Below are 18,692 nucleotides of genomic sequence, written 5' to 3'. Positions count from 1 at the left end.
TCAGTGCCGCGGTGCGAGCAGGGCGGGTTTGGGCTTGTCTTCGGGTGCGTGGAACAACAGGAACAGTTGAGTAAGCACCTCTGGAATGTGCTCCATCATGTCTTCAACCATGTCCTGGTCGCTGGCGATCTCGGCGAATTCCGGCTGGTCATCAAACAGACCCGAGCCGACCATGATCGGCAACAACAGCTCGCTGACGATTTCCTCTTCCTGGTCGAACCAGTCTTCTTCACGCAGGAACACGCCTTCAAGAAAGCCGACGCACCAGCTGCGCAAATCCGAATAATCCGGCTCATCACCCAGCGATAACTCACAGGGTGGCTCCAAATCTTCGTCGCTGGCCAGTTCCCGGCTGATGTGAGCCTTGAGCGCGCGCAGAGTACCTTCAATATCCTGTTTCTGGGCGTCGTCTGTGTAATTGGGCTCTTCGGAAAAAAGCTCGGAAATCCATTCTTCCTCGGACACCTCGACGGGGCTGATACACAGGGCAGTCAGGAAGCCATGCCCGGCCTGGTAATCGAGCGCTTCGTCATGAAGATCATCCGCATCCAGAAACTGCTGCAGGCGGTCGAGTTGATCAGCGAAGGACATGGGACACCTCATCATTAATAGTGCTGGCATTGTACTCATGCTACCGCTTAATACCAACGGATTAGCTGCCGTGCGGGCTACGTATTTCGAAGCCCCCTGGACTCTATCCGATTGTAGGCAATAGAGCGCGCAATGGCCTGATATAATCCGGGGCCGACGGGCCGCGAAGGTTTGTCGTTCTGTCAAAAACACAAAGGTCGCAGCAACAGACCTTGGGAGAGACATGCGCGAGCAAGCGTTGGAGCGGCTGCAGGAAGTTTTCGGTTACGCGGAATTTCGTGGACAGCAGGCGGATATCATCGAGCAGGTAGCACGCGGCGGGGACGCGCTGGTCCTGATGCCCACCGGTGGCGGCAAGTCGCTTTGCTACCAGGTCCCGGGTATGTTGCGGGCCGGACTGACAGTGGTGGTGTCACCTTTGATTGCCTTGATGGATGATCAGGTCGCCACGCTCAATGAACTGGGGCTGAAAGCGGCTGCGCTGAACTCGACACTCGATGAGCAGGCCCAGCGCGATATCGCCAACAGCCTGCGGCGGGGCGAGATGGATTATCTATATCTGGCGCCCGAGCGCCTGCTCAAGCCGCGCACGCTCAATTTCCTGCAAAGCCTCGATATCGCGCTGTTTGCCATCGATGAAGCGCACTGCGTATCGCAATGGGGGCACGACTTCCGGCCGGAATATCTGCAGCTCGGGCAACTGGCTGAACTCTTTCCCGACGTGCCGCGCATAGCGCTTACTGCGACCGCAGATGAGCGCACCCGGCAGGAGATCCAGCAAAGACTGAAGCTTGAACAGGCCGCCTGCTTCGTTTCCGGATTCGATCGACCGAACATCTTCTATCGCATTGTCGCCAAGGATAAGCCCCGCCAGCAGTTGCAGAGCTTTCTCTCCGGCCATCGCGGCAATGCCGGCATCGTCTATTGCCTGTCGCGCAAAAAGGTCGAGGACACGGCGCACTGGCTCAGCGAGCAAGGCTGGCCCGCGCTGCCTTATCACGCCGGGCTGTCAGCGGAGTTGCGTGCCTTCAATCAGAAGCGCTTCCTCAACGAGGAGGGGCTGATCATGGTCGCGACCATTGCCTTTGGTATGGGCATCGACAAATCCAATGTGCGCTTCGTGGCGCACATGGATCTGCCCAAAAGCATTGAGGCCTATTATCAGGAAACCGGTCGGGCAGGGCGCGACGGCCTGGCAGCGGACGCCTGGATGGCCTATGGGCTGCAGGACGTGCTGACCCTGAATCAGTTTCTGGCCAATTCCGATGGCGACGCACGTCACAAACGCATCGAGCGCCACAAGCTGGACGCAATGCTGGCACTCTGTGAACTCACTAGCTGCCGGCGCAAATCGCTGTTGAGTTACTTCGGCGATCAGCTTGAGCAGCCCTGCGGTCACTGCGACAACTGTGTTGACGAGGTGGCTACCTGGGACGGCAGTGAAGCCGCGCGCATGGCCCTGTCGACCATCTATCGTAGCGGCCAGCGGTATGGCGTGGGTCATCTGGTGGATATTCTGCTTGGCCGCGATAACGAGAAGATTCGCACCGCCGGTCATCAGCATCTGTCGACCTACGGCATTGGCAAGCATCTGGCCGAGCAGGAGTGGCGCTCGGTATTTCGACAGCTGCTCGCACGCGGGCTGGCGGAGATCGATCTGGATGGCTTCGGCAGCCTGCGTTTAACCGATGCCTGCCGGCCGCTGCTACGCGGTGAGGAAACGCTGGCGCTGCGCAAGGATGTAGCCCGCGCGACGCCGTCCCCTGGCCGATATGCCGACAAGCCGGTAATCGCCGAGGCGGACAAGCCGCTGTGGGAGCAATTGCGAGCCTTGCGCAAACGTCTGGCCGAATCTCACGGTGTACCGCCCTACGTGATCTTCCCGGACTCGACGCTGGTGGATATGCTGCGCCAGCGCCCGGCCTCGCTGCAGGACATGGGGCTGGTCAGCGGCATCGGCTCCCACAAGCTGGAGCGTTACGGCGCGGACTTCCTGCAGGTCATGCTGGACGATACGGACAAGACACCTGAGGCGCAGAATGCGCTCAACAAGGCGCAGGAAGCGCAGACGCTGGCATTGGCAGGCATGGGCGCGGAGCAGATTGCGCAGCAGCTCGGGCAGCCGGTGAAACAGGTGTACATGCAGCTGGCGCAGGCAATCAGCACCGGCCAGATAGAGCTGCATCACGCGATTGATTTGCCACCGATGCAGCTGCAGCGTATCCAGGATGCATTTCTCAACGAAGCCGAAGAAGACTTGCCGGGTGTGCGGACGCTGGCCAAGCAGCTGGACGAGCCGGTGGACGAGGGCATTCTGCACTGCATCCGCGCAGCGCTGATGCTGGAGATTGCAGGCTAGAAAAAAGCTACGTTCTCTGAAGAACGTAGCGAGCGAAGGTCAGGCAAGGCGAAATCCGACGAAAGAGCGGAGTTTACGTGTTGTAAATGAGCATCTTGAGGAGGATTTCAACGCAGCATGGCCGAGCGTAGTAGTTATTCAGAGGTTCCTAAAAGGTCTGACCCAGACGCATGTACAAAGCACTCTCGCCTTCCTGATTGGATCCGATGCCGAAGAACAGCGGTCCAAGGAAGGTATCCAGCCCCAGCAACAGGCTGCCGGCCCCTATGTAGCCAGTATCCAGACCATCGTCGTCCTTGTTATAGATCCGGCCGTACTCGAAACTGCCACCGAGGTAGATCGGCATGTTTACTGGAAGGAAGGTGGTGGGATTGAGGCGACGGTAGTACACAAGCCGTGCCAGGTTGTAGTTCTGTCCGGCCACACCGCTTTGACGATAGCCTGAGAACATGCCGGGGCCGCCGAGCAGGAAACTGCTTTGGGCGATATCGACGTTGCTGTCGGTGCGCCCCAGAAAGCCTCCCAGTTGAAAACTGTTCGGTCCGCTCGCAAAAGCCTTGTTATAGCGAAACTCCAACTGCTGATAGCGCGAATCGGCACCCAGGTTCGGCTCAGATTGGCGCCAGATAAGCCGGCCCTCATCGCCGGAGCGGGGGAAGTTCACGTTATCCAGCGTGTCGCGATCAAGCTGCAGCGTGTAGAACCCTTCGGTGAAGCTGAATGACCGCAGCTCCGGGTCACCCACCCGTACCTTGGCTTCGCCTTCATAACGGGAAATTCCGAAGCGCACCTCGCCGTGGGTGGAAATTTGCCTGCCGATGTTCAATCCTGCGCCATAACGCACCTGACGGTAATCGACCACCGGATCGCCATCGGAGAGCACTTCGATATTGCGCGATTCGGCATCGATAAAGGGCGCGACGAAATAGCGCGAACCGTAATCCAGTGGTTGGTAAAACTCGCTGTAAACCAGTTGGCGTTCGCCCACTTGTAGCCGGGTCAGCCATTCTGCACCTAGCGGATTCACCCCGTTTACCCGAAAGCTCGCGCCGATATTGAATTGGCTTCCGCCGCGGAAATCGTCTTCCAGATTCAGCCCCAGACGCAGGTAGTCCGTCCCGGTCTGGCGCCCACTGGTACGTATCAGCAGCGTATTGCTGGTGTCGCCGTGTACCACCTCGTAATTGACCCGGCTGAAGTAGTCGGTGCCATAGATAGTGCCCATGTCCTTTTCCAGGCGCTCAAGGTTCAATGGCTGGCCAATCTCCTGACGGATCATGTTGCGCACGACCTGATCCGCCACTATTCCGCTGTTTATGACCTTGATCTCGTCGATAACCGGTCTGCGTTGCGGCCGGACCGTGGCCATGTTTCCGCCTGGTCGGGTCTCGGAAGCCGGAGCGGAAAATGCCAATACCTCGCTGGTTTCAGGCAGACTGCGTTCACCTGCGGCGATCGCATCCGCCACTTCTGCAAAGCTGCTGAAGCCGATATCGCCCAGCTCCGGCTGTAGCAGTAGATCCTGCGGTCCCAAGGTCGCGAGCTGCTCTTCGGTGTTGCGGCGAGTGAGCAGGGTCGTGGTCTGATCCATGATATCAATGATGGTTTCCAGCTCATCCGTCGAGCGCAGCGGAGTACCGATATCCACCACGATGAGTCGATCGACGCCCATCTCGCGGGCGACATCCACCGGCACGTTCTTCGACAGCACACCATCAACCAGCAGCCTGCCATCCACGGTTACCGGAGCGAAAAAGCCGGGAATGGCAATGCTCGCGCGGATTGCGAGCGGCAGATGGCCCTCATCGAAGATGACCGCTTCACCTGTTGCGATATCGGTCGCGACCGCACGGAAGGGAATGGGCAGGCGATCGAAGTCGTCGATATCGTTGGTATGTACCAATAGCGTTTCGAGGATCAGACCCAGATTCTGTCCCTGAAGAAAGCCGAGGGGAAAGCTCAGCCGCCCGCGATCGAAACTCAGACGTTGCTTGACCAGAAAATCGCGGTCGTCCTGTTTGCGGCGGAAGGGGATATCCTGACGCAAAGGCGTGTCGCTCAGAGCGTTCTGCCAGTCAGTCTCCAGTGCGATCTTTTCCAGCTCATCGGCACTATAGCCTGCCGCATACAGCCCGCCGATCACGGCGCCGAGACTGGTGCCCGCTATCGCGTGGATGGGTATGTTCAACTCTTCCAGCTGCTTCAGCACACCGATGTGTGCCATGCCCCGGGCGCCGCCCCCAGACAGCACCAGGCCGGTGCGCAGTTCTTCGGCATGACTCAGTGGGGTCAGCGCGACCAGTAGAAGAAGGGTGAAGCGTTTGAGCATGATATGGGGCCTGCGCCTAATCGATAAAGCTGGATCGCCGCGTATTGTATACGAGCCGCCGAAGGTCGCGTGAGCTTATGCAGGATTTCTGACGGCGGTCTCAGCGTTTCGGTTGGCAGGTCAGACGATGACCTTGTCCTTGAGCTTCTGCGCCGCATGCTCGAGTGCCTTGATCACCTCGTCCTTGTCATAGTTGCGGATATTGGTGGTGTCCAGGTACATGGAAAAACCGGGCAGTTCATGCTCGACAAAGCTGGGCGCTGCGCCCAGGTCACGGCGCAAACCAACAACCTGATACACCTGTACTGGCTTGGAGAACCCCTTGACCATCACCTGACCCTTGTCACGGCACATGACCAGGTCCTTGACCAGCGCCCAGGTCTCGTGCGGTATCAGGATTTCTCCGGCTTCGGCTGCATTTTCCAGACGGCTCGCCAGATTCACTTCGCGCCCGATAATGGTGTAGTCCATGCGGTTGTCTGCACCGAAGTTACCGACAGTGCAATAGCCGGTGCTCAGGCCCATGCGGATTTCGAGCGGACGGGTAATGCCCTGGCTGCGCCATTGTTGTCGCAGTACTTTCATGTGCTTACGCATGGCGATTGCCATGGATACTGCCGCTTCAGCATCCTGCTTGGCACCCTGGGTGGCGGGATCACCAAAAAACACCATGACGCAGTCGCCGATGAACTTATCGATGGTGCCGCCGTACTGCAGCGCAATGCGTGACATTTCATTCAGGTAATTATTCAACAGGTCGGTCAGCGCCTCGGCCTCCATTTCCTCTGCCAGCTCGGTAAAGCCACGGATGTCGGAAAAAAACACCGTGAGCTTTTTGCGGCGGGTTTCCAGCGTGACCGATTGCTTGCCAGCGAATATTGATTCCCAGACCTGGGGCGAGAGATATTTGGACAGGTTACTCGCCAGCAGGCTGGTTTTCTCCTGCTCGGCGCTGATGACTTTTTGTGCCTGCTCCAGCTTGCGGCCCTGATGGTAAACGAAGGCAGCGACGATGACGGTAAAGGTCGCACCGCTGGCCAGGCTGGTGAAGTTCACCAGGGCTCCGCTGTACAATTCGGGCTGCGGCGAGGCAATGACAGACGTAATCAGCAATCCGACCACCGCCAGTAACCAGCTCGCCATAAGGTATAGAGGCCCACCAACGATGATGCTGGCGAGGCTCAAGAGCATGATGAATACCAGACTCGGTACGATGTTGAACTGGCATAGCGTGACGAATATGCCGGTATGCAGACCGTCGAGAGCGAGCAGCGCGAGGCGGCTGCGCAAACCCTCGATCCGCCGCAGCCGGTCTACCCCAAGTTGCGCAACATGGGGAAAGAGCAGCGCATAGACAACCACCGAGACGTTGAGTGTGGTGACGCCTTCTTCAACCGCTATCGCAATAAAGGTAATGGCCACGCACAGGTACGCCATGACTCTGGAATAGTATCCTTCCAGAGGCGGTCTGACAGGTTTCAGGCGCTTATGCATATTCATCGTCAGCGGTTCCTTGGCCATCACGACGGCCGTGGCTGATCGTTGTTTCGAGACGCGTCCGCTAGAACGCGGGCCATGTCCCGGCTGATCAGCCCGGGGAGAATCCCAAGCGGATCATAATATGCAACTGTCTCGGTTGAAAGCCTTAGACGTTTTCGGGGAATGGCTGAGGCCGGCGCATTGACCGCCAGCCTGGCGGCGGGCTCAGGATGCTACGCGCTCGGTCTTGTAGACAGACTGGCGGGGGCGAGCAAAAACCCGTTGCATCATGGGCTCGAAGAATTCCAGCGGTTCGCTCTCATAATCAGGGTCGAACGCTGTCGCGTCGTACAGTGCGCAGAATTCGGCAGTGCGCTGGTAGAGCGGGTGATCCTTGAACTGGTCTCGCAGATGCCGGTCCATCCCAAGATGGTGGAAAAAGTAATACCCCTGGAAAACGCCGTGTTTTTCGACCATCCAGAGGTTTTCCTCGGATACGAATGGCTTGAGTATCGCGGCAGCAATATCCGGATGATTGAACGAGCCGAGCGTGTCGCCGATGTCATGCAGCAAGGCGCACACCACATATTCTTCATCGCGCCCGTCACGGTGCGCGCGGGTCGCAGTTTGCAAGGAATGCTCAAGGCGGTCGATCGGAAACCCGCCAAAATCGCCATCCAGCAATTTCAGGTGCGTCATGATCCGGTCCGGTAGCTCCCGGGCGAAGGATCTGAAGTGGCTGGAGATAAGATTCCAGTCTTCAGCTGTACCCTCTTGCATGGCGCGAAATGAGGCGCGTTGTTGATCCATCTCGAGATTCTCCGCAGGTTGGGTTTTCCCGATCATAGGGCTAGACGCGCTGACCGGACTGTCGCGCTGTGGACAATCTCAGAAACGGATGCGTCCGGTCAGGGCGTCACGGAGCATCACCCAGTCTCCCATGAAGCTGTAGAGCGGATACTGGAAGGTGGCGGGCTTGTTCTTCTCGAAAAAGAAATGTCCCACCCAGGCGAAGCCATATCCGGCGATCGGCAAGAGCAGTAGCAGGCCCCAACTACCGCTGACCAACGCATAGATCAAAACAGCCAGGACCAGTAGACTGCCAATGTAATGCAGGCGGCGGCTGGTGTCGTTGCTATGCTCGCTGAGGTAGAACGGGTAGAACTCGGCGAAAGAATCGAAGCGTTTGTGTTCTGCAGCGGGGTCAGGGTGTGGCAGTTGCATGGTGATGCCTCTTGTTGTGTTCATGGGCTAACCAGCTTTCAGTTTAACGGGGTGGGTGTCCCATCCACATGGCCATTCGGGCCAAAGCTTTGCCCTTGGCCCGGTATTCAAGCGCGCGCCTTTCATTATGACTGCGCTACCCGGTGTTTACCTCGATCCGTCTGATCAGGAGTGACATGCTGACCGTTGAGCGAACCACATCTTCAAGCTGGGCGCATGCCATCGTCGATGCGTTGGCATTGGGGGGAGTAGACGGGCGCAGCCTGTTTGCCGAGTTGGGGCTCGATAGCGCTCTGCTGGACGACCCCGATGCGCGCATTGCACAGGACCAGATGACCCGGTTGTGGCAACTGGCGGTGTCGCGCTCCGGTAATCCGGCCATCGGGCTCAACATGGCGAAGGTGGTTCGCCCGGCGCATTTCAACGTTGTCGGGTATGCCTTGATGTCCAGCCGGACGCTGGCTGAAGGTTTTGGCAGGCTGGTGCGTTACCAGCGCATTCTCGGCGAGGCGGCAGCTCTGGCTCTGCAGGTCAGACCTGACAGTTACGCACTGGTGGTGTCCATTCACGGCGACCGCTTGCCGGTATCACCGCAGAGCCATGACGCAGCGCTTGCCTACGCGCTGGCGTTCTGCCGCTGGATGACCGGACGGGAAATTGTTCCGTTGAAGGCGTGTTTTGCCTATCCCGAGCCGGCCGATGTCAGTGCTTACCAGCAACTGTTCGCATGTCCGTTGGAGTTCGATGCGGGCGTTTACAGTCTGAGCTTTTCCCGCGATGTGATCGAGCAGCCCCTGGCCACGGCCAATCCAGAGTTGGCGCGGATACATGATCGTCTGGCCACCGAATACCTGGCGCGCTTTGACGAGTCGCGGGTGAGCCATCTGGCGCGCCAGGCTTTATGCCGGTTATTGCCGCAGGGCGAACCGAAGCGTCAGGCGGTGGCCAACGTACTGCATATGAGCACGCGCACCTTGCAGCGTCGGCTCCAGGAGGAGGGCCACAGTTTTCAACAGCTGCTGGACGAAACGCGGCGTGAACTGGCCCAGCAATATCTGGTGCAACCGAACCTGACCTTGCTGGAGATTGCCTATCTGCTGGGTTTCGCGGATCCGAGCAATTTCTTTCGTGCGTTCAAGCGCTGGTTCGGTATGCCGCCGGGGCAGTACCGGGCGCGCCACCTGGAAGAGAAGGAATTCTGATCGCGCTGTACCAACGCTTCAATAATCAGAGTCGGTTAGCCGACCGACAACCAGACCGAGGTAACGAATTGATGGACGCGTTAAAGGCATTGCATGAGCGAGTATCGGTACCGCGGCTCACCGGGCCGGTGCCTACCGCTGCTCAACGTGATGCCCTGTTCAAGGCGGCCCTGCGCGCACCGGATCATGCCTACCTGCGGCCCTGGCGGTTCCTTGTAGTCGAAGGCGAAGGGCTTGAGCGACTGGGTGAATTGTTTGGCCGGGCAGCCCTGGCGCAGACCCAGGATCTTTCGCCGGATACCCTGGCACGCTATCAGGGACTGCCCTTGCGTGCACCGCTGATGATCATTGCCATAGGACGCCATTTTGAGCACCCGAAAGTGCCGATGATCGAGCAGGACATGTCCTGCGGTGTCGCGGTGGGTAACATGTTGGTCGCTGCGCACGCGATGGGGTTGGGGGCGGTATGGCGTACGGGCGATCTGGCATACGATCCCATCGTGCGTGAGGGGCTGGGTCTGGCTGACGATGAGCTGATCGCAGCTTTCCTGTATGTGGGTTATCCCGCCGGGATGCGGAAGAACGTTCCCCATCTCGATATCGACGATTTCTTCCAGAGCTGGCCGGAAAGCTAGCTCTTGTCGAGCTGGATGACAGCTTCGAAGCCGTGGCCCTGGCTGCTGAACGATAGCGTTCCGGCATGCCGGGCAACGGCTCTTCGGGCGATGGCCAGACCCAGGCCGTGGCCGCTGTCGGCGGGCTGATCAGGAAGGCGTACGAAGGGCTCACCCAGCTGCTCCAGCCATGCCTCGGGCACGCCTGCCCCTTGATCCTGGACGCTGATGCGAAAGCTGTCTCCGGTTGCCGCCAGGCGCACCCGGATGACGCCATCAGCGGGTGAAAAACGCAGCGCATTGCGCAGCAAGTTATCCAGCGCTGCTGACAGCTGTTCACGCCAGCCGCGCAACGTTGCATGGGTGTGTCCTTCGATTTCCAGCGTCTGTTGGCCGTGTGCGGCAAAGCGCGCATCTTCCACGACGTCACGGACCATCTGGTCGAGATCAAAGTGCTCGGCGGGCAAGTCCTGCGTATCGAGGCGACTCAGCGTGAGGATGTCGTCGATCAGCCGGTCCAGGCGCGTGCATTCCTTATCCAGCCGTTGCCACAGCGGATCATCCGGACGCAGTTCCTGTTTGCTGCCAATGGCCAGACCAAGACGCATGCGCGCCAGCGGCGAGCGCAGCTCATGGGAAATATCGCGCATCAGTTGACGCTGGCTGTCCAGCAGGCTCTGTACGCGGTCGCCCATGGTCTGAAAACGCCGTGCCAGATCACCGATCTCGTCACGGCGCTGTCCAATATGTTCCAGCGTGCTTGCATCGAAGCGCCCCTTTGCCAACTGCTGTGCCGCCTGGCCCAGGCGCTGCAGAGGCGCGGTCAGATACCGGCTGAGGGCGAGGCTGATGAGTGCCAGCATGGCCATCGCCAGAGTAATGTTGGCAATCAGCGCGAACGGGGTGCGCTGCCAGCGAAATAACTCCGGCGCCGGTATATTCAGAGTGAGCTGGTAATCTGCACTATTCGAATTCCAGGCCAGCTGAAAGATGCGGCCGTGGCGAAAACGGGCGGGTGGTTGTTGCCCTGGCAGGGATGTTTCGAACCGCGGCAGAGAGGGCAGGGTGCCAGGGAGCAGACTGAGCCCCTGGTCGTTGTACAGCTGCGCGCGTAGCCGGTGCTTCTGACGCTGCGTCTCAAGCCATTGCTGCGCAGCAACTGAACCTTGGTGTTCGTAGGTATCGATCAGTTGTTCGGAAAAGTCACGAAGTTGAGGGTGAAACTGCAGCAGGAGCCAGTCCTGCTGCAGTGCGCGGCTGACCAGAAACCCCGAGCCTCCGACCAGTAATGTAGCGAGCCAGAGAACCGCAAAGACCTTCCAGAACAGCCGCATTGACTCAGTTATTCTCCGACTCTTTGGATTTTTTGTCGCCGTGCATTTTCTTCATCTTGTCGCGGTTTTCCTTGTGAATCTCCTCGAAACGCTGGCGCTGTTCGTCATTCAATACTTCGTCCATGCGCTCCTTGGATTCCTCGTGAATTTCGCGATGTTTTTCCATCTGCTCTTTCTTGATCTCGCGAAATTGCTCCTGTTGCTCCGGGGTCAGTTCCAGCTTTTCACTCAATCGCTCCATGTATCGATCCTGGTGCTCGCCGTTCTTGTCCGAGCCGGCAAACACTGAGCCCGACAGGCCGATGGTGATGGCGGTAACGCTGGCTAACAGTAAGTTTTTCATGGGTATATCTCCCGATTCGATGAATGGCCTGTTGGCCGGTAGAACAAGTGTAGGAGAAAACCTGTCAGTCAGAGCTTGAGGTGGGTAAAGGATGTGTAAAGAAACTGTGGCCTCGCTTGCCATCGAATCGATATGGCACTTGCAGCGTTCAGCTATACAGATAACCGCGACCTCGTATCGACTGGATGCGGGGGCGCCCGTCGGGGTGCATCCCCAGCTTGCGGCGCAGATTGCTCATATGCATATCCAGGCTACGGTCATAGGGCCCGAGTGGTTTGCCGAGGGTCTCGCGCGAAAGGGTTTGGCGATCGATCAACTGACCACCTCGTTCGAGTAGCGTGCGCAGGATGAGCGCTTCTGTCTGCGTCAGCGGTAACGGTTGATCGTTCTGCCAGGCCATGAGCGTGGCGGTGTCGAGGCGGATATCATCTACCTGCAGGCTATGGTTTTCCGGCGCAGCTGTCTGGCTACGTCGCAACAAGGCGCGCAAGCGCGCAACCAGCTCCCGTGGGTCGCACGGCTTGGGCAGATAATCATCAGCGCCCAGTTCAAGCCCCAGTATGCGATCGACAGGCTCGCCACGTGCACTGAGCATCAGCAAGGGTGTATTACAGCTCTGGCGCAATGCGCGCAGCACCTCCAGGCCGGTCATGCCGGGAAGCATGACGTCCAGAATGATCGCTTCGAAGGCCTGGCTGCGCGCTATTTCAAGGCCGCCAGGCCCGTCATGTGCGCAGCTTAGCCGGAAGCCTTCGGCGGACAACCAGTCGACGAGCAATTCGCACAGCTCCTTGTCGTCGTCGATGATGAGTATCGAGTGCTCGCTCAATTCAACCACTCTCTGCGTCTGCGGCCTCCGCCTGCCTTGCCTGCAAGGAAGCCGAGCAAAAGACTGCCCGCGACGGTTGCCCCGCCGATCAAAAACCATTTCTGGCGCTGTTCTTCCATCAATGCGACGGCTTGCAGGTCGGTATTGTTTCGCTCTGCACGCAACGCCTGGTTTTCCTGCTCCAATTGCGCCAGCTGCTGGTGTGCACCGGATGCCAGTTCATCGGCCAGGCGCTGACGCTCGGCTTCAATGCGGGCCAGCTCGGCCTGCAATACACCCAGGTCCTGCTCGCTGGTCGCCATTTCGCTCTCGTCGACCTCGGCTGCCTCCTGCGCGATATCGGCTGCCTCCTGTGCGAAAATTGAAGCGGGGAAACTCAGGCAGCACAGCAATAGCGCAGCCGGTAAAGGTCTCGGCATGTCAGACTCCTTGTCAGGCCGGCAATACGGGTTTGAATGGTTTCACAATCACCTGCTGATAGACCCCTGCGGCGACATAGGGATCGTCCTGAGCCCAGGCTTCGGCAGCCTGTAATGATTCGAACTCCGCGATAACCAGGCTCCCGCTGAAGCCCGCTGGACCCGGGTCGTTCGAATCGATCGCCGGGTGTGGCCCGGCCACCAGCAGCCGACCGCCAGCCTGCAATTGCTGCAGCCGCTCCAGGTGAGCGGGCCGCGCAGTGAGGCGAGCCTCAAGCGTCCCTGGAAAATCGCTGGCGATAATGGCGTAGAACATGAATGGTCCCTGCTTGATTTCAAAGACGGGTAACTTATGCCATTACATTAGGCGTTGTCAGCGTCCGGGACGCATAATAGCCAAATTATTCTGTACTGGAGATCAATTTGCTAGCTGACCTGCACATGCACAGTACTGCCTCTGATGGCAGTCTTGAGCCCGCCGAATTAATGCGCCGGGCAGCGGCGTCCGGCGTCGAGCTGGTAGCGCTGACTGATCACGACTGTCTCGACGGCCAACAGGTCGCCCAGGCAACCGCTGAGTCGCTGGGTATGCAATGGGTATCCGGTGTAGAGCTTTCTGCGCAGTGGCAGGGCCATACCTTGCACGTTCTGGGTTATGGCTTTGATCCGCAGGCTCCCGGGCTGGTTGAAGCGATAGACAAGGTGCAGGAGGGTCGCTGGCGCCGCGCCGAACAAATCGCGCAGCGTCTGGCTGGCAAGAATATGCCGGGCGCTCTGGAAGGCGCATTGGCGGTGCAACGCAGCGCTGGTGCGGAGTTGCACAGCCCGCCGGCCCGGCCGCATTTTGCAGATTGGATGGTCAGTGCCGGGCATGTGCGCGATCGCGCCGAAGCCTTCCGCAAGTGGCTCGGGGCCGGCAAGCTGGGCGATATCAAGCAACACTGGCCGGAATTGGCCGAAGCGATTGAACCCATGCGCGCCGCAGGCGGGGTAGCCGTCATGGCGCATCCCTGGCAATACGGCTTCACCCGCTCACGCCTGCGGCGGCTGCTGCGCGACTTTGCCGAGGCGGGCGGCCGGGGCATTGAAGTTGTCAACGGCAAACAGCCACCGGAACAGGTCGCTTACCTGGCCAAACTCAGCATCGAGTTCGGCTTCTTTGCCAGTTGTGGCAGTGACTTCCATCATCCGGATTCGCCGTGGATGGCGCTCGGCAAGATGACGGCGATGCCTGACGATTGCACGCCGGTATGGGCTGACCCGTTGTTTTGCCGCTAAAATACAGGCAAAGCAACCCGGGCGACCGCTGAATCCGGATCCTGGGCAGCGTTATACAGGCAACCTGAACAACTGCTGCATCCAGGTGAAATTCCCGAACATCGACAGGACGGTACCGTGAGCCAGTATTTCCAGATTCATCCCGAGAATCCGCAGGTCAGGCTGGTGCGCCAAGCGGCTGAAATCATTCGTCAGGGCGGGGTGATTGCCTACCCCACTGATTCTGCCTATGCGTTAGGTTGCCATCTTGGCGACAAGGATGCGCTGGAGCGTATCCGGCGGCTCCGCCAGCTGGACGACAAGCACAATTTCACACTTGTCTGCCGGGATCTCTCCGAGCTGGGCGTTTATGCGAAGGTCGACAATGGCGTATTTCGCCTGTTGAAGGCCAATACACCGGGCCCTTATACCTTCATCCTCAATGCCACCAACGAGGTGCCGCGCCGCTTGCTGCATCCGAAGCGGCGTACCATCGGCCTGCGCATCCCGGATCATCGCATCACGCTGGCCTTGCTCGAGGAGCTGGGCGAACCACTGATGAGCGTGACCCTGATGATGCCGGGCGACAACCTGCCGTTAACCGATCCGGAGATGATCCGCGATCGCCTCGGAAAACAGGTCGATCTGATCATTGATGGTGGCGCCTGTACTATCGAACCGACCACGGTAGTCGGCTTGCTTGATGGTGAGGTGGAAGTCCGCCGGGTGGGCCTCGGCGACCCCGAACCCTTCGGCGGCAGTCGTGGTTTTGAATGAGCAGGGCGGCACGAATCGGTGGCAATACGCGTATAATTTTGCCTGTTTCGTCATTGCATGAATGTATGAAAGTCCATCCTCTACCAGGAGTTCCCTTTGAGTTCTGTTGAATCCCAGCGCCGCGTGTTGTCTGGAATGCGTCCCACTGGCCGTCTGCACCTCGGCCACTATCACGGTGTACTGAAGAACTGGGTCAAGCTTCAGCATGAGTATGAATGTTTTTTCTTTGCTGCTGACTGGCATGCTCTGACGACTCATTACGAAACACCGCGGGATATCGAGCAGAGTATCTGGGACATGATGATCGACTGGCTGGCGGCAGGCGTCAGCGGAAACTCGGCGACACTGTTTGTCCAATCCCAGGTGCCCGAGCATGCAGAATTGCATTTGCTGCTTTCGATGGTCACGCCCGTCAGTTGGCTGGAGCGCATTCCTACCTATAAGGATCAACAGGAACGGTTGCGCGATCTGGATCTGGCCACCTATGGTTTTCTGGGTTATCCCTTGCTGCAAAGCGCCGATATTCTGATTTACCGCGCCGGACAGGTACCGGTGGGGGCTGATCAGGTTTCGCATGTCGAGTTTACCCGTGAGGTCGCGCGGCGTTTCAATCACCTGTACGGCAAGGAAGTGGGCTTTGCCGAGAAGGCCGAGGCAGCCGTCCACAAGATGGGCAAGAAGGCGGCCCGGTTATACGGGAATTTGCGCCGGGCTTATCAGGAGCAGGGCGATATCGAGGCGCTGGAAACCGCGCGTGCGCTGCTCAAGGAGCAGCAGAACATCACCCTTGGCGACAAGGAGCGACTGTTCGGTTATCTGGAAGGCGGCGGCAAGGTCATACTGCCCGAGCCCCAGGAGCTGCTGACCCCGGATTCGAAAATGCCCGGGCTGGATGGACACAAGATGTCCAAATCCTATGGCAACACCATCACTCTGCGCGATACAACAGATGAAATCGCCGAGAAGGTTCGCCGCATGCCGACCGATCCGGCCCGTGTGCGACGCAACGATCCCGGCGAACCCGAAATCTGTCCGCTGTACCAGTTTCATAAGGTTTACAGCGATGACACCACGCGTGACTGGGTTCAGAAGGGGTGCCGCAGCGCAGGCATCGGTTGCCTCGAGTGCAAACAACCGGTAATCGATGCCATCGCTGCCGAGCTTGCGCCGATGCAGCAGCGGGCCAACGAGTATGAATCCAACCCCGACGCGGTTCGCCTGATTATCAGCGAAGGCACCGAGCGGGCCCGGGACGCTGCGCGCGATACGCTCACTGAAGTGCGTCAGGCCATGGGCCTGCAATACCGGCAGTAACATGAGCGAGACCGAGCGCAAGCAGCCATCGTCCTCCGGGGAACGCCTCGAAACGGCGATGACTGATGCATCGCTTGCGCCCGGCACCCAGCATGAGCTGCCATTTGCCACGGTTTACGGTAAAGCGCTGACCGAGCTACCCCAGGATCTGTATATCCCGCCCGAGGCGCTCGAGGTGTTTCTCGAGGCCTTCGAGGGGCCACTTGATTTACTGCTCTATCTGATCCGAAAACAGAATATCGACATCCTCGACATTCCTGTCGCAGAGATCACACGGCAGTACATGGGCTATGTCGAGCTGATGAAAGTGGTACGGCTGGAGCTTGCTGCTGAGTACCTGGTCATGGCTGCCATGCTGGCCGAGATCAAGTCGCGGCTGTTGTTACCGCGGCAGAAGGACGAGGAAGAGGACGATCATGATCCGCGGGCCGAGTTGATCCGGCGGCTGCAGGAATATGAGCGCTTCAAGCAGGCGGCGGAGAAGATCGATGGCCTGCCGCGGGTTGGCCGCGATATCGCACTGGCCAGTGCCGAGGCGCCAACTTATCAGTCCGCCAGAGCGCACCCGGAAATCACCCTGCAGGAACTGATGCTCTCGCTGTCTGACGTATTGCGGCGAGCGGACATGTTCGAAAGCCATCAGGTCACCCGGGAACTGCTCTCGACCCGCGAACGGATGGCCGACGTGCTTGACCGGCTGCGTAGCGGACAGTTCATGCCCTTCGTTAGTCTGTTCAGCGTGAGCGAAGGGCGGCTCGGCGTAGTCGTAACCTTCATGGCGGTGCTGGAGTTGGTAAAAGAGCAGCTGATTGAGCTGGTGCAGACCGAGCCGTTTGCGCCCATTCATGTCAAGGCGCGAGGTGAGGATGAAACAACCACCGCTTGAGCACATTCTTGAGGCAGCGATGCTGGCTGCCGGCAAGCCGTTATCGCTGGATCGCATGCGCGAATTGTTCGAAGAATCCGGGCGGCCAAGCACCCGGCAGCTGCAGAACGCCTTGGCGCGGCTGCAGGAGCAGTATCTGGGGCGGGCCGTTGAGTTAAAGGAAGTTGCAAGTGGCTGGCGCTTGCAGGTACGCGAAGTCTATTCGCCCTGGGTGAGTCGTCTCTGGGAAGAGCGGCCGCAGCGCTATTCCCGGGCGCTACTGGAGACGCTATCGCTGATTGCCTATCGACAGCCGATTACCCGGGGTGAAATTGAAGATATCCGCGGCGTGGCGGTGAGCAGTCAGATCGTAAAAACGCTGATGGAGCGCGAATGGGTGCGTATCGTTGGCCATCGCGACGTGCCCGGCCGGCCCGCAATGTACGCGACAACCCGACAGTTCCTGGATTACTTCAACCTGGCCAGTCTGAGCGAGTTGCCCGCCCTGGCAGAATTGCGCGACCTGGATCAGGTTGAAGCGGGGTTATCGAATGTCGAGGAGCCAGAGGCCGGTTCGGACGAACAGATGCCATGGCTACCAGTCGAACCGCTGGCCCCTCTGGATAGTGCCGCCGGGGAAACCGGCTTTCACGCCTTGCTTGACGAGCTCAATTCAATGGAATCGAACATCAAAACCGACTTCAATGACCTGAAAGTTGATGGTAGTGATAAGGACTCGCCTGATTCCGATGAGCGCTAGCGCGTAACGGCCTGGCGGTGCTATTCTCCCGCTCTCTGTTTCCTATTCGATACACACCGGGAGGTGCCTCATGACAGACAAGACAGACGATTCCTCTATCCCCGTTTCCGGGGAAAAACTCCAGAAAGTACTCGCCCGTATGGGCCTGGCGTCCCGCCGCGAAGCCGAAAGCTGGATACAGGCTGGCCGTGTGAACGTCAATGGACAGCCGGCTACGCTGGGTTGCCGGGTAGATGGCCTCGACCAGATCAGCGTTGACGGTCGCCCGCTGCGCCGTGACCTGACCACCGAAGTGTCGCGCCGGGTGCTGATTTATAACAAGCCTGAAGGCGAGGTCTGCACCCGGGATGATCCGGAAGGTCGTCCTACGGTGTTTGAACAGCTGCCACGCTTGAAGCAGGGCCGTTGGGTCAACGTCGGCCGCCTCGATATCAATACGACAGGCCTGTTGCTCTTCACCACTGATGGCGAATTGGCCAACCGGTTGATGCATCCGTCCTATCAGATGGACCGCGAGTATGCCGTCAGGGTCATGGGCGAAGTCGACGAGGATATGATCGAGCGGCTGAAGGAAGGCGTCATGCTTGACGACGGACCGGCCAAATTCACTGACGTGGTCTCGTCCGGTGGGGAAGGGATCAACCGCTGGTTCCACGTTTGCCTGCTGGAAGGGCGCAACCGCGAAGTGCGTCGTCTCTGGGAATCGCAGGGTGTGCGGGTCAACCGCCTCAAACGTGTGCGCTTCGGGCCGGTATTTCTCGGTGCCGAGCTGCCCGTTGGCCGCTGGCGCGAAATGAAACAGAACGAGATCGATACGCTTAGCGAAGAGGTCGGGCTCAAGCCGGTTGCATTGCCGGTAATGAAAACCAGCGAGAAGGAAAAGCAGAAGCGTCAGGCGCGCAAGCCGTCAATGCACCAGGCGCGGACCATTCGTCGTACCAAGGTGCCGCACGGGCGCAGTTAATGTCGATACGCCGGACCGCCAGCGCGTCCGGC

The 18,692-nt window shown here is 59.0% G+C and carries 18 protein-coding genes and 1 pseudogene; 9 read left to right on the top strand and 10 right to left on the bottom strand.

Annotated elements, in window-relative coordinates; genetic code table 11:
• Positions 1-591 (bottom strand): UPF0149 family protein, encoded by a 591-nt coding sequence (locus tag FZE95_RS11685; RefSeq protein ID WP_150301027.1) that lies wholly within the window; start codon positions 589-591, stop codon positions 1-3.
• A 223-nt stretch (positions 592-814) separates the two neighbouring features.
• On the opposite strand from FZE95_RS11685, the gene recQ reads away from it, so the two are divergent.
• Positions 815-2,950 carry a DNA helicase RecQ gene (gene recQ, locus FZE95_RS11680; RefSeq protein WP_150301026.1) on the top strand — a complete coding sequence of 712 codons (2,136 nt, stop codon included), beginning with the start codon at positions 815-817 and terminating at the stop codon, positions 2,948-2,950.
• 148 nt (positions 2,951-3,098) lie between these two features.
• Here the strand turns inward: recQ and FZE95_RS11675 are convergent, their stop codons facing one another.
• The 4 genes from FZE95_RS11675 to FZE95_RS11660 form a co-directional block, all read right to left on the bottom strand.
• Complete coding sequence (locus tag FZE95_RS11675; protein WP_150301025.1) at positions 3,099-5,279, bottom strand: patatin-like phospholipase family protein; 2,181 nt, start codon at positions 5,277-5,279, stop codon at positions 3,099-3,101.
• Between the two features lie 120 nt (positions 5,280-5,399).
• The gene (locus tag FZE95_RS11670) at positions 5,400-6,779 is read right to left on the bottom strand and encodes an adenylate/guanylate cyclase domain-containing protein (protein WP_150301024.1); all 1,380 of its coding nucleotides are present in this window, start codon (positions 6,777-6,779) and stop codon (positions 5,400-5,402) included.
• A 204-nt stretch (positions 6,780-6,983) separates the two neighbouring features.
• Positions 6,984-7,568 (bottom strand): HD domain-containing protein, encoded by a 585-nt coding sequence (locus tag FZE95_RS11665; protein ID WP_150301023.1) that lies wholly within the window; start codon positions 7,566-7,568, stop codon positions 6,984-6,986.
• 78 nt (positions 7,569-7,646) lie between these two features.
• Entirely contained in the window at positions 7,647-7,982 is a 336-nt protein-coding gene (locus FZE95_RS11660; RefSeq protein WP_150301055.1) for an Mpo1-like protein, read from the bottom strand.
• A 176-nt stretch (positions 7,983-8,158) separates the two neighbouring features.
• Between FZE95_RS11660 and FZE95_RS11655 the strand changes: the two genes are divergently transcribed.
• Both FZE95_RS11655 and FZE95_RS11650 read left to right on the top strand, forming a co-directional pair.
• Positions 8,159-9,184 carry an AraC family transcriptional regulator gene (locus FZE95_RS11655; protein ID WP_150301022.1) on the top strand — a complete coding sequence of 342 codons (1,026 nt, stop codon included), beginning with the start codon at positions 8,159-8,161 and terminating at the stop codon, positions 9,182-9,184.
• 71 nt (positions 9,185-9,255) lie between these two features.
• A complete protein-coding gene (locus FZE95_RS11650) occupies positions 9,256-9,819 on the top strand; it encodes a nitroreductase family protein (RefSeq protein WP_150301021.1) in 564 nt (187 codons plus the stop codon).
• Here the strand turns inward: FZE95_RS11650 and FZE95_RS11645 are convergent.
• From FZE95_RS11645 to FZE95_RS11625, 5 genes are all read right to left on the bottom strand, one after another.
• A complete protein-coding gene (locus FZE95_RS11645; protein ID WP_150301020.1) occupies positions 9,816-11,132 on the bottom strand; it encodes a HAMP domain-containing sensor histidine kinase in 1,317 nt (438 codons plus the stop codon). The two genes, FZE95_RS11650 and FZE95_RS11645, sit on opposite strands and share 4 nt — an antisense overlap.
• A 4-nt stretch (positions 11,133-11,136) precedes the next feature.
• Positions 11,137-11,475 carry a Spy/CpxP family protein refolding chaperone gene (locus FZE95_RS11640; RefSeq protein WP_150301019.1) on the bottom strand — a complete coding sequence of 113 codons (339 nt, stop codon included), beginning with the start codon at positions 11,473-11,475 and terminating at the stop codon, positions 11,137-11,139.
• Between the two features lie 148 nt (positions 11,476-11,623).
• Positions 11,624-12,313, bottom strand: coding sequence for a response regulator (locus FZE95_RS11635; protein WP_397387131.1), 690 nt, complete (start codon positions 12,311-12,313; stop codon positions 11,624-11,626).
• On the bottom strand, positions 12,301-12,723 hold the full coding sequence (locus tag FZE95_RS11630) for a hypothetical protein (protein ID WP_150301018.1): 423 nt from the start codon (positions 12,721-12,723) through the stop codon (positions 12,301-12,303). Before FZE95_RS11630 ends, FZE95_RS11635 begins: the two co-directional genes overlap by 13 nt.
• Before the next feature lie 13 nt (positions 12,724-12,736).
• Positions 12,737-13,039, bottom strand: a complete 303-nt coding sequence (locus FZE95_RS11625) for a YciI family protein (protein ID WP_150301017.1) — start codon at positions 13,037-13,039, stop codon at positions 12,737-12,739.
• Positions 13,040-13,146: 107 nt separating this feature from the next.
• Between FZE95_RS11625 and FZE95_RS11620 the strand changes: the two genes are divergently transcribed.
• From FZE95_RS11620 to rluB, 6 genes and pseudogenes are all read left to right on the top strand, one after another.
• Positions 13,147-14,001, top strand: a complete 855-nt coding sequence (locus FZE95_RS11620) for a PHP domain-containing protein (RefSeq protein ID WP_150301016.1) — start codon at positions 13,147-13,149, stop codon at positions 13,999-14,001.
• A gap of 117 nt (positions 14,002-14,118) precedes the next feature.
• Entirely contained in the window at positions 14,119-14,757 is a 639-nt protein-coding gene (locus FZE95_RS11615) for an L-threonylcarbamoyladenylate synthase (RefSeq protein ID WP_150301015.1), read from the top strand.
• 96 nt (positions 14,758-14,853) lie between these two features.
• Positions 14,854-16,071, top strand: coding sequence for a tryptophan--tRNA ligase (locus FZE95_RS11610; protein WP_178100972.1), 1,218 nt, complete (start codon positions 14,854-14,856; stop codon positions 16,069-16,071).
• Positions 16,072-16,129: 58 nt separating this feature from the next.
• Positions 16,130-16,957, top strand: a complete 828-nt coding sequence (locus tag FZE95_RS11605; protein WP_397387133.1) for a segregation and condensation protein A — start codon at positions 16,130-16,132, stop codon at positions 16,955-16,957.
• Complete coding sequence (gene scpB / locus FZE95_RS11600) at positions 16,938-17,696, top strand: SMC-Scp complex subunit ScpB (protein ID WP_150301013.1); 759 nt, start codon at positions 16,938-16,940, stop codon at positions 17,694-17,696. The genes FZE95_RS11605 and scpB overlap by 20 nt, the downstream gene beginning before the upstream one ends.
• A gap of 70 nt (positions 17,697-17,766) precedes the next feature.
• Positions 17,767-18,642 (top strand): annotated as a pseudogene (rluB, locus tag FZE95_RS11595) (23S rRNA pseudouridine(2605) synthase RluB); the annotation flags it as partial.
• Positions 18,643-18,692 lie beyond the last annotated feature (50 nt).

The sequence above is a fragment of the Pseudomonas profundi genome (assembly GCF_008638305.1).
GTDB lineage: Bacteria > Pseudomonadota > Gammaproteobacteria > Pseudomonadales > Pseudomonadaceae > Halopseudomonas > Halopseudomonas profundi.
This window is presented reverse-complemented; position numbering and strand designations above follow the sequence as displayed.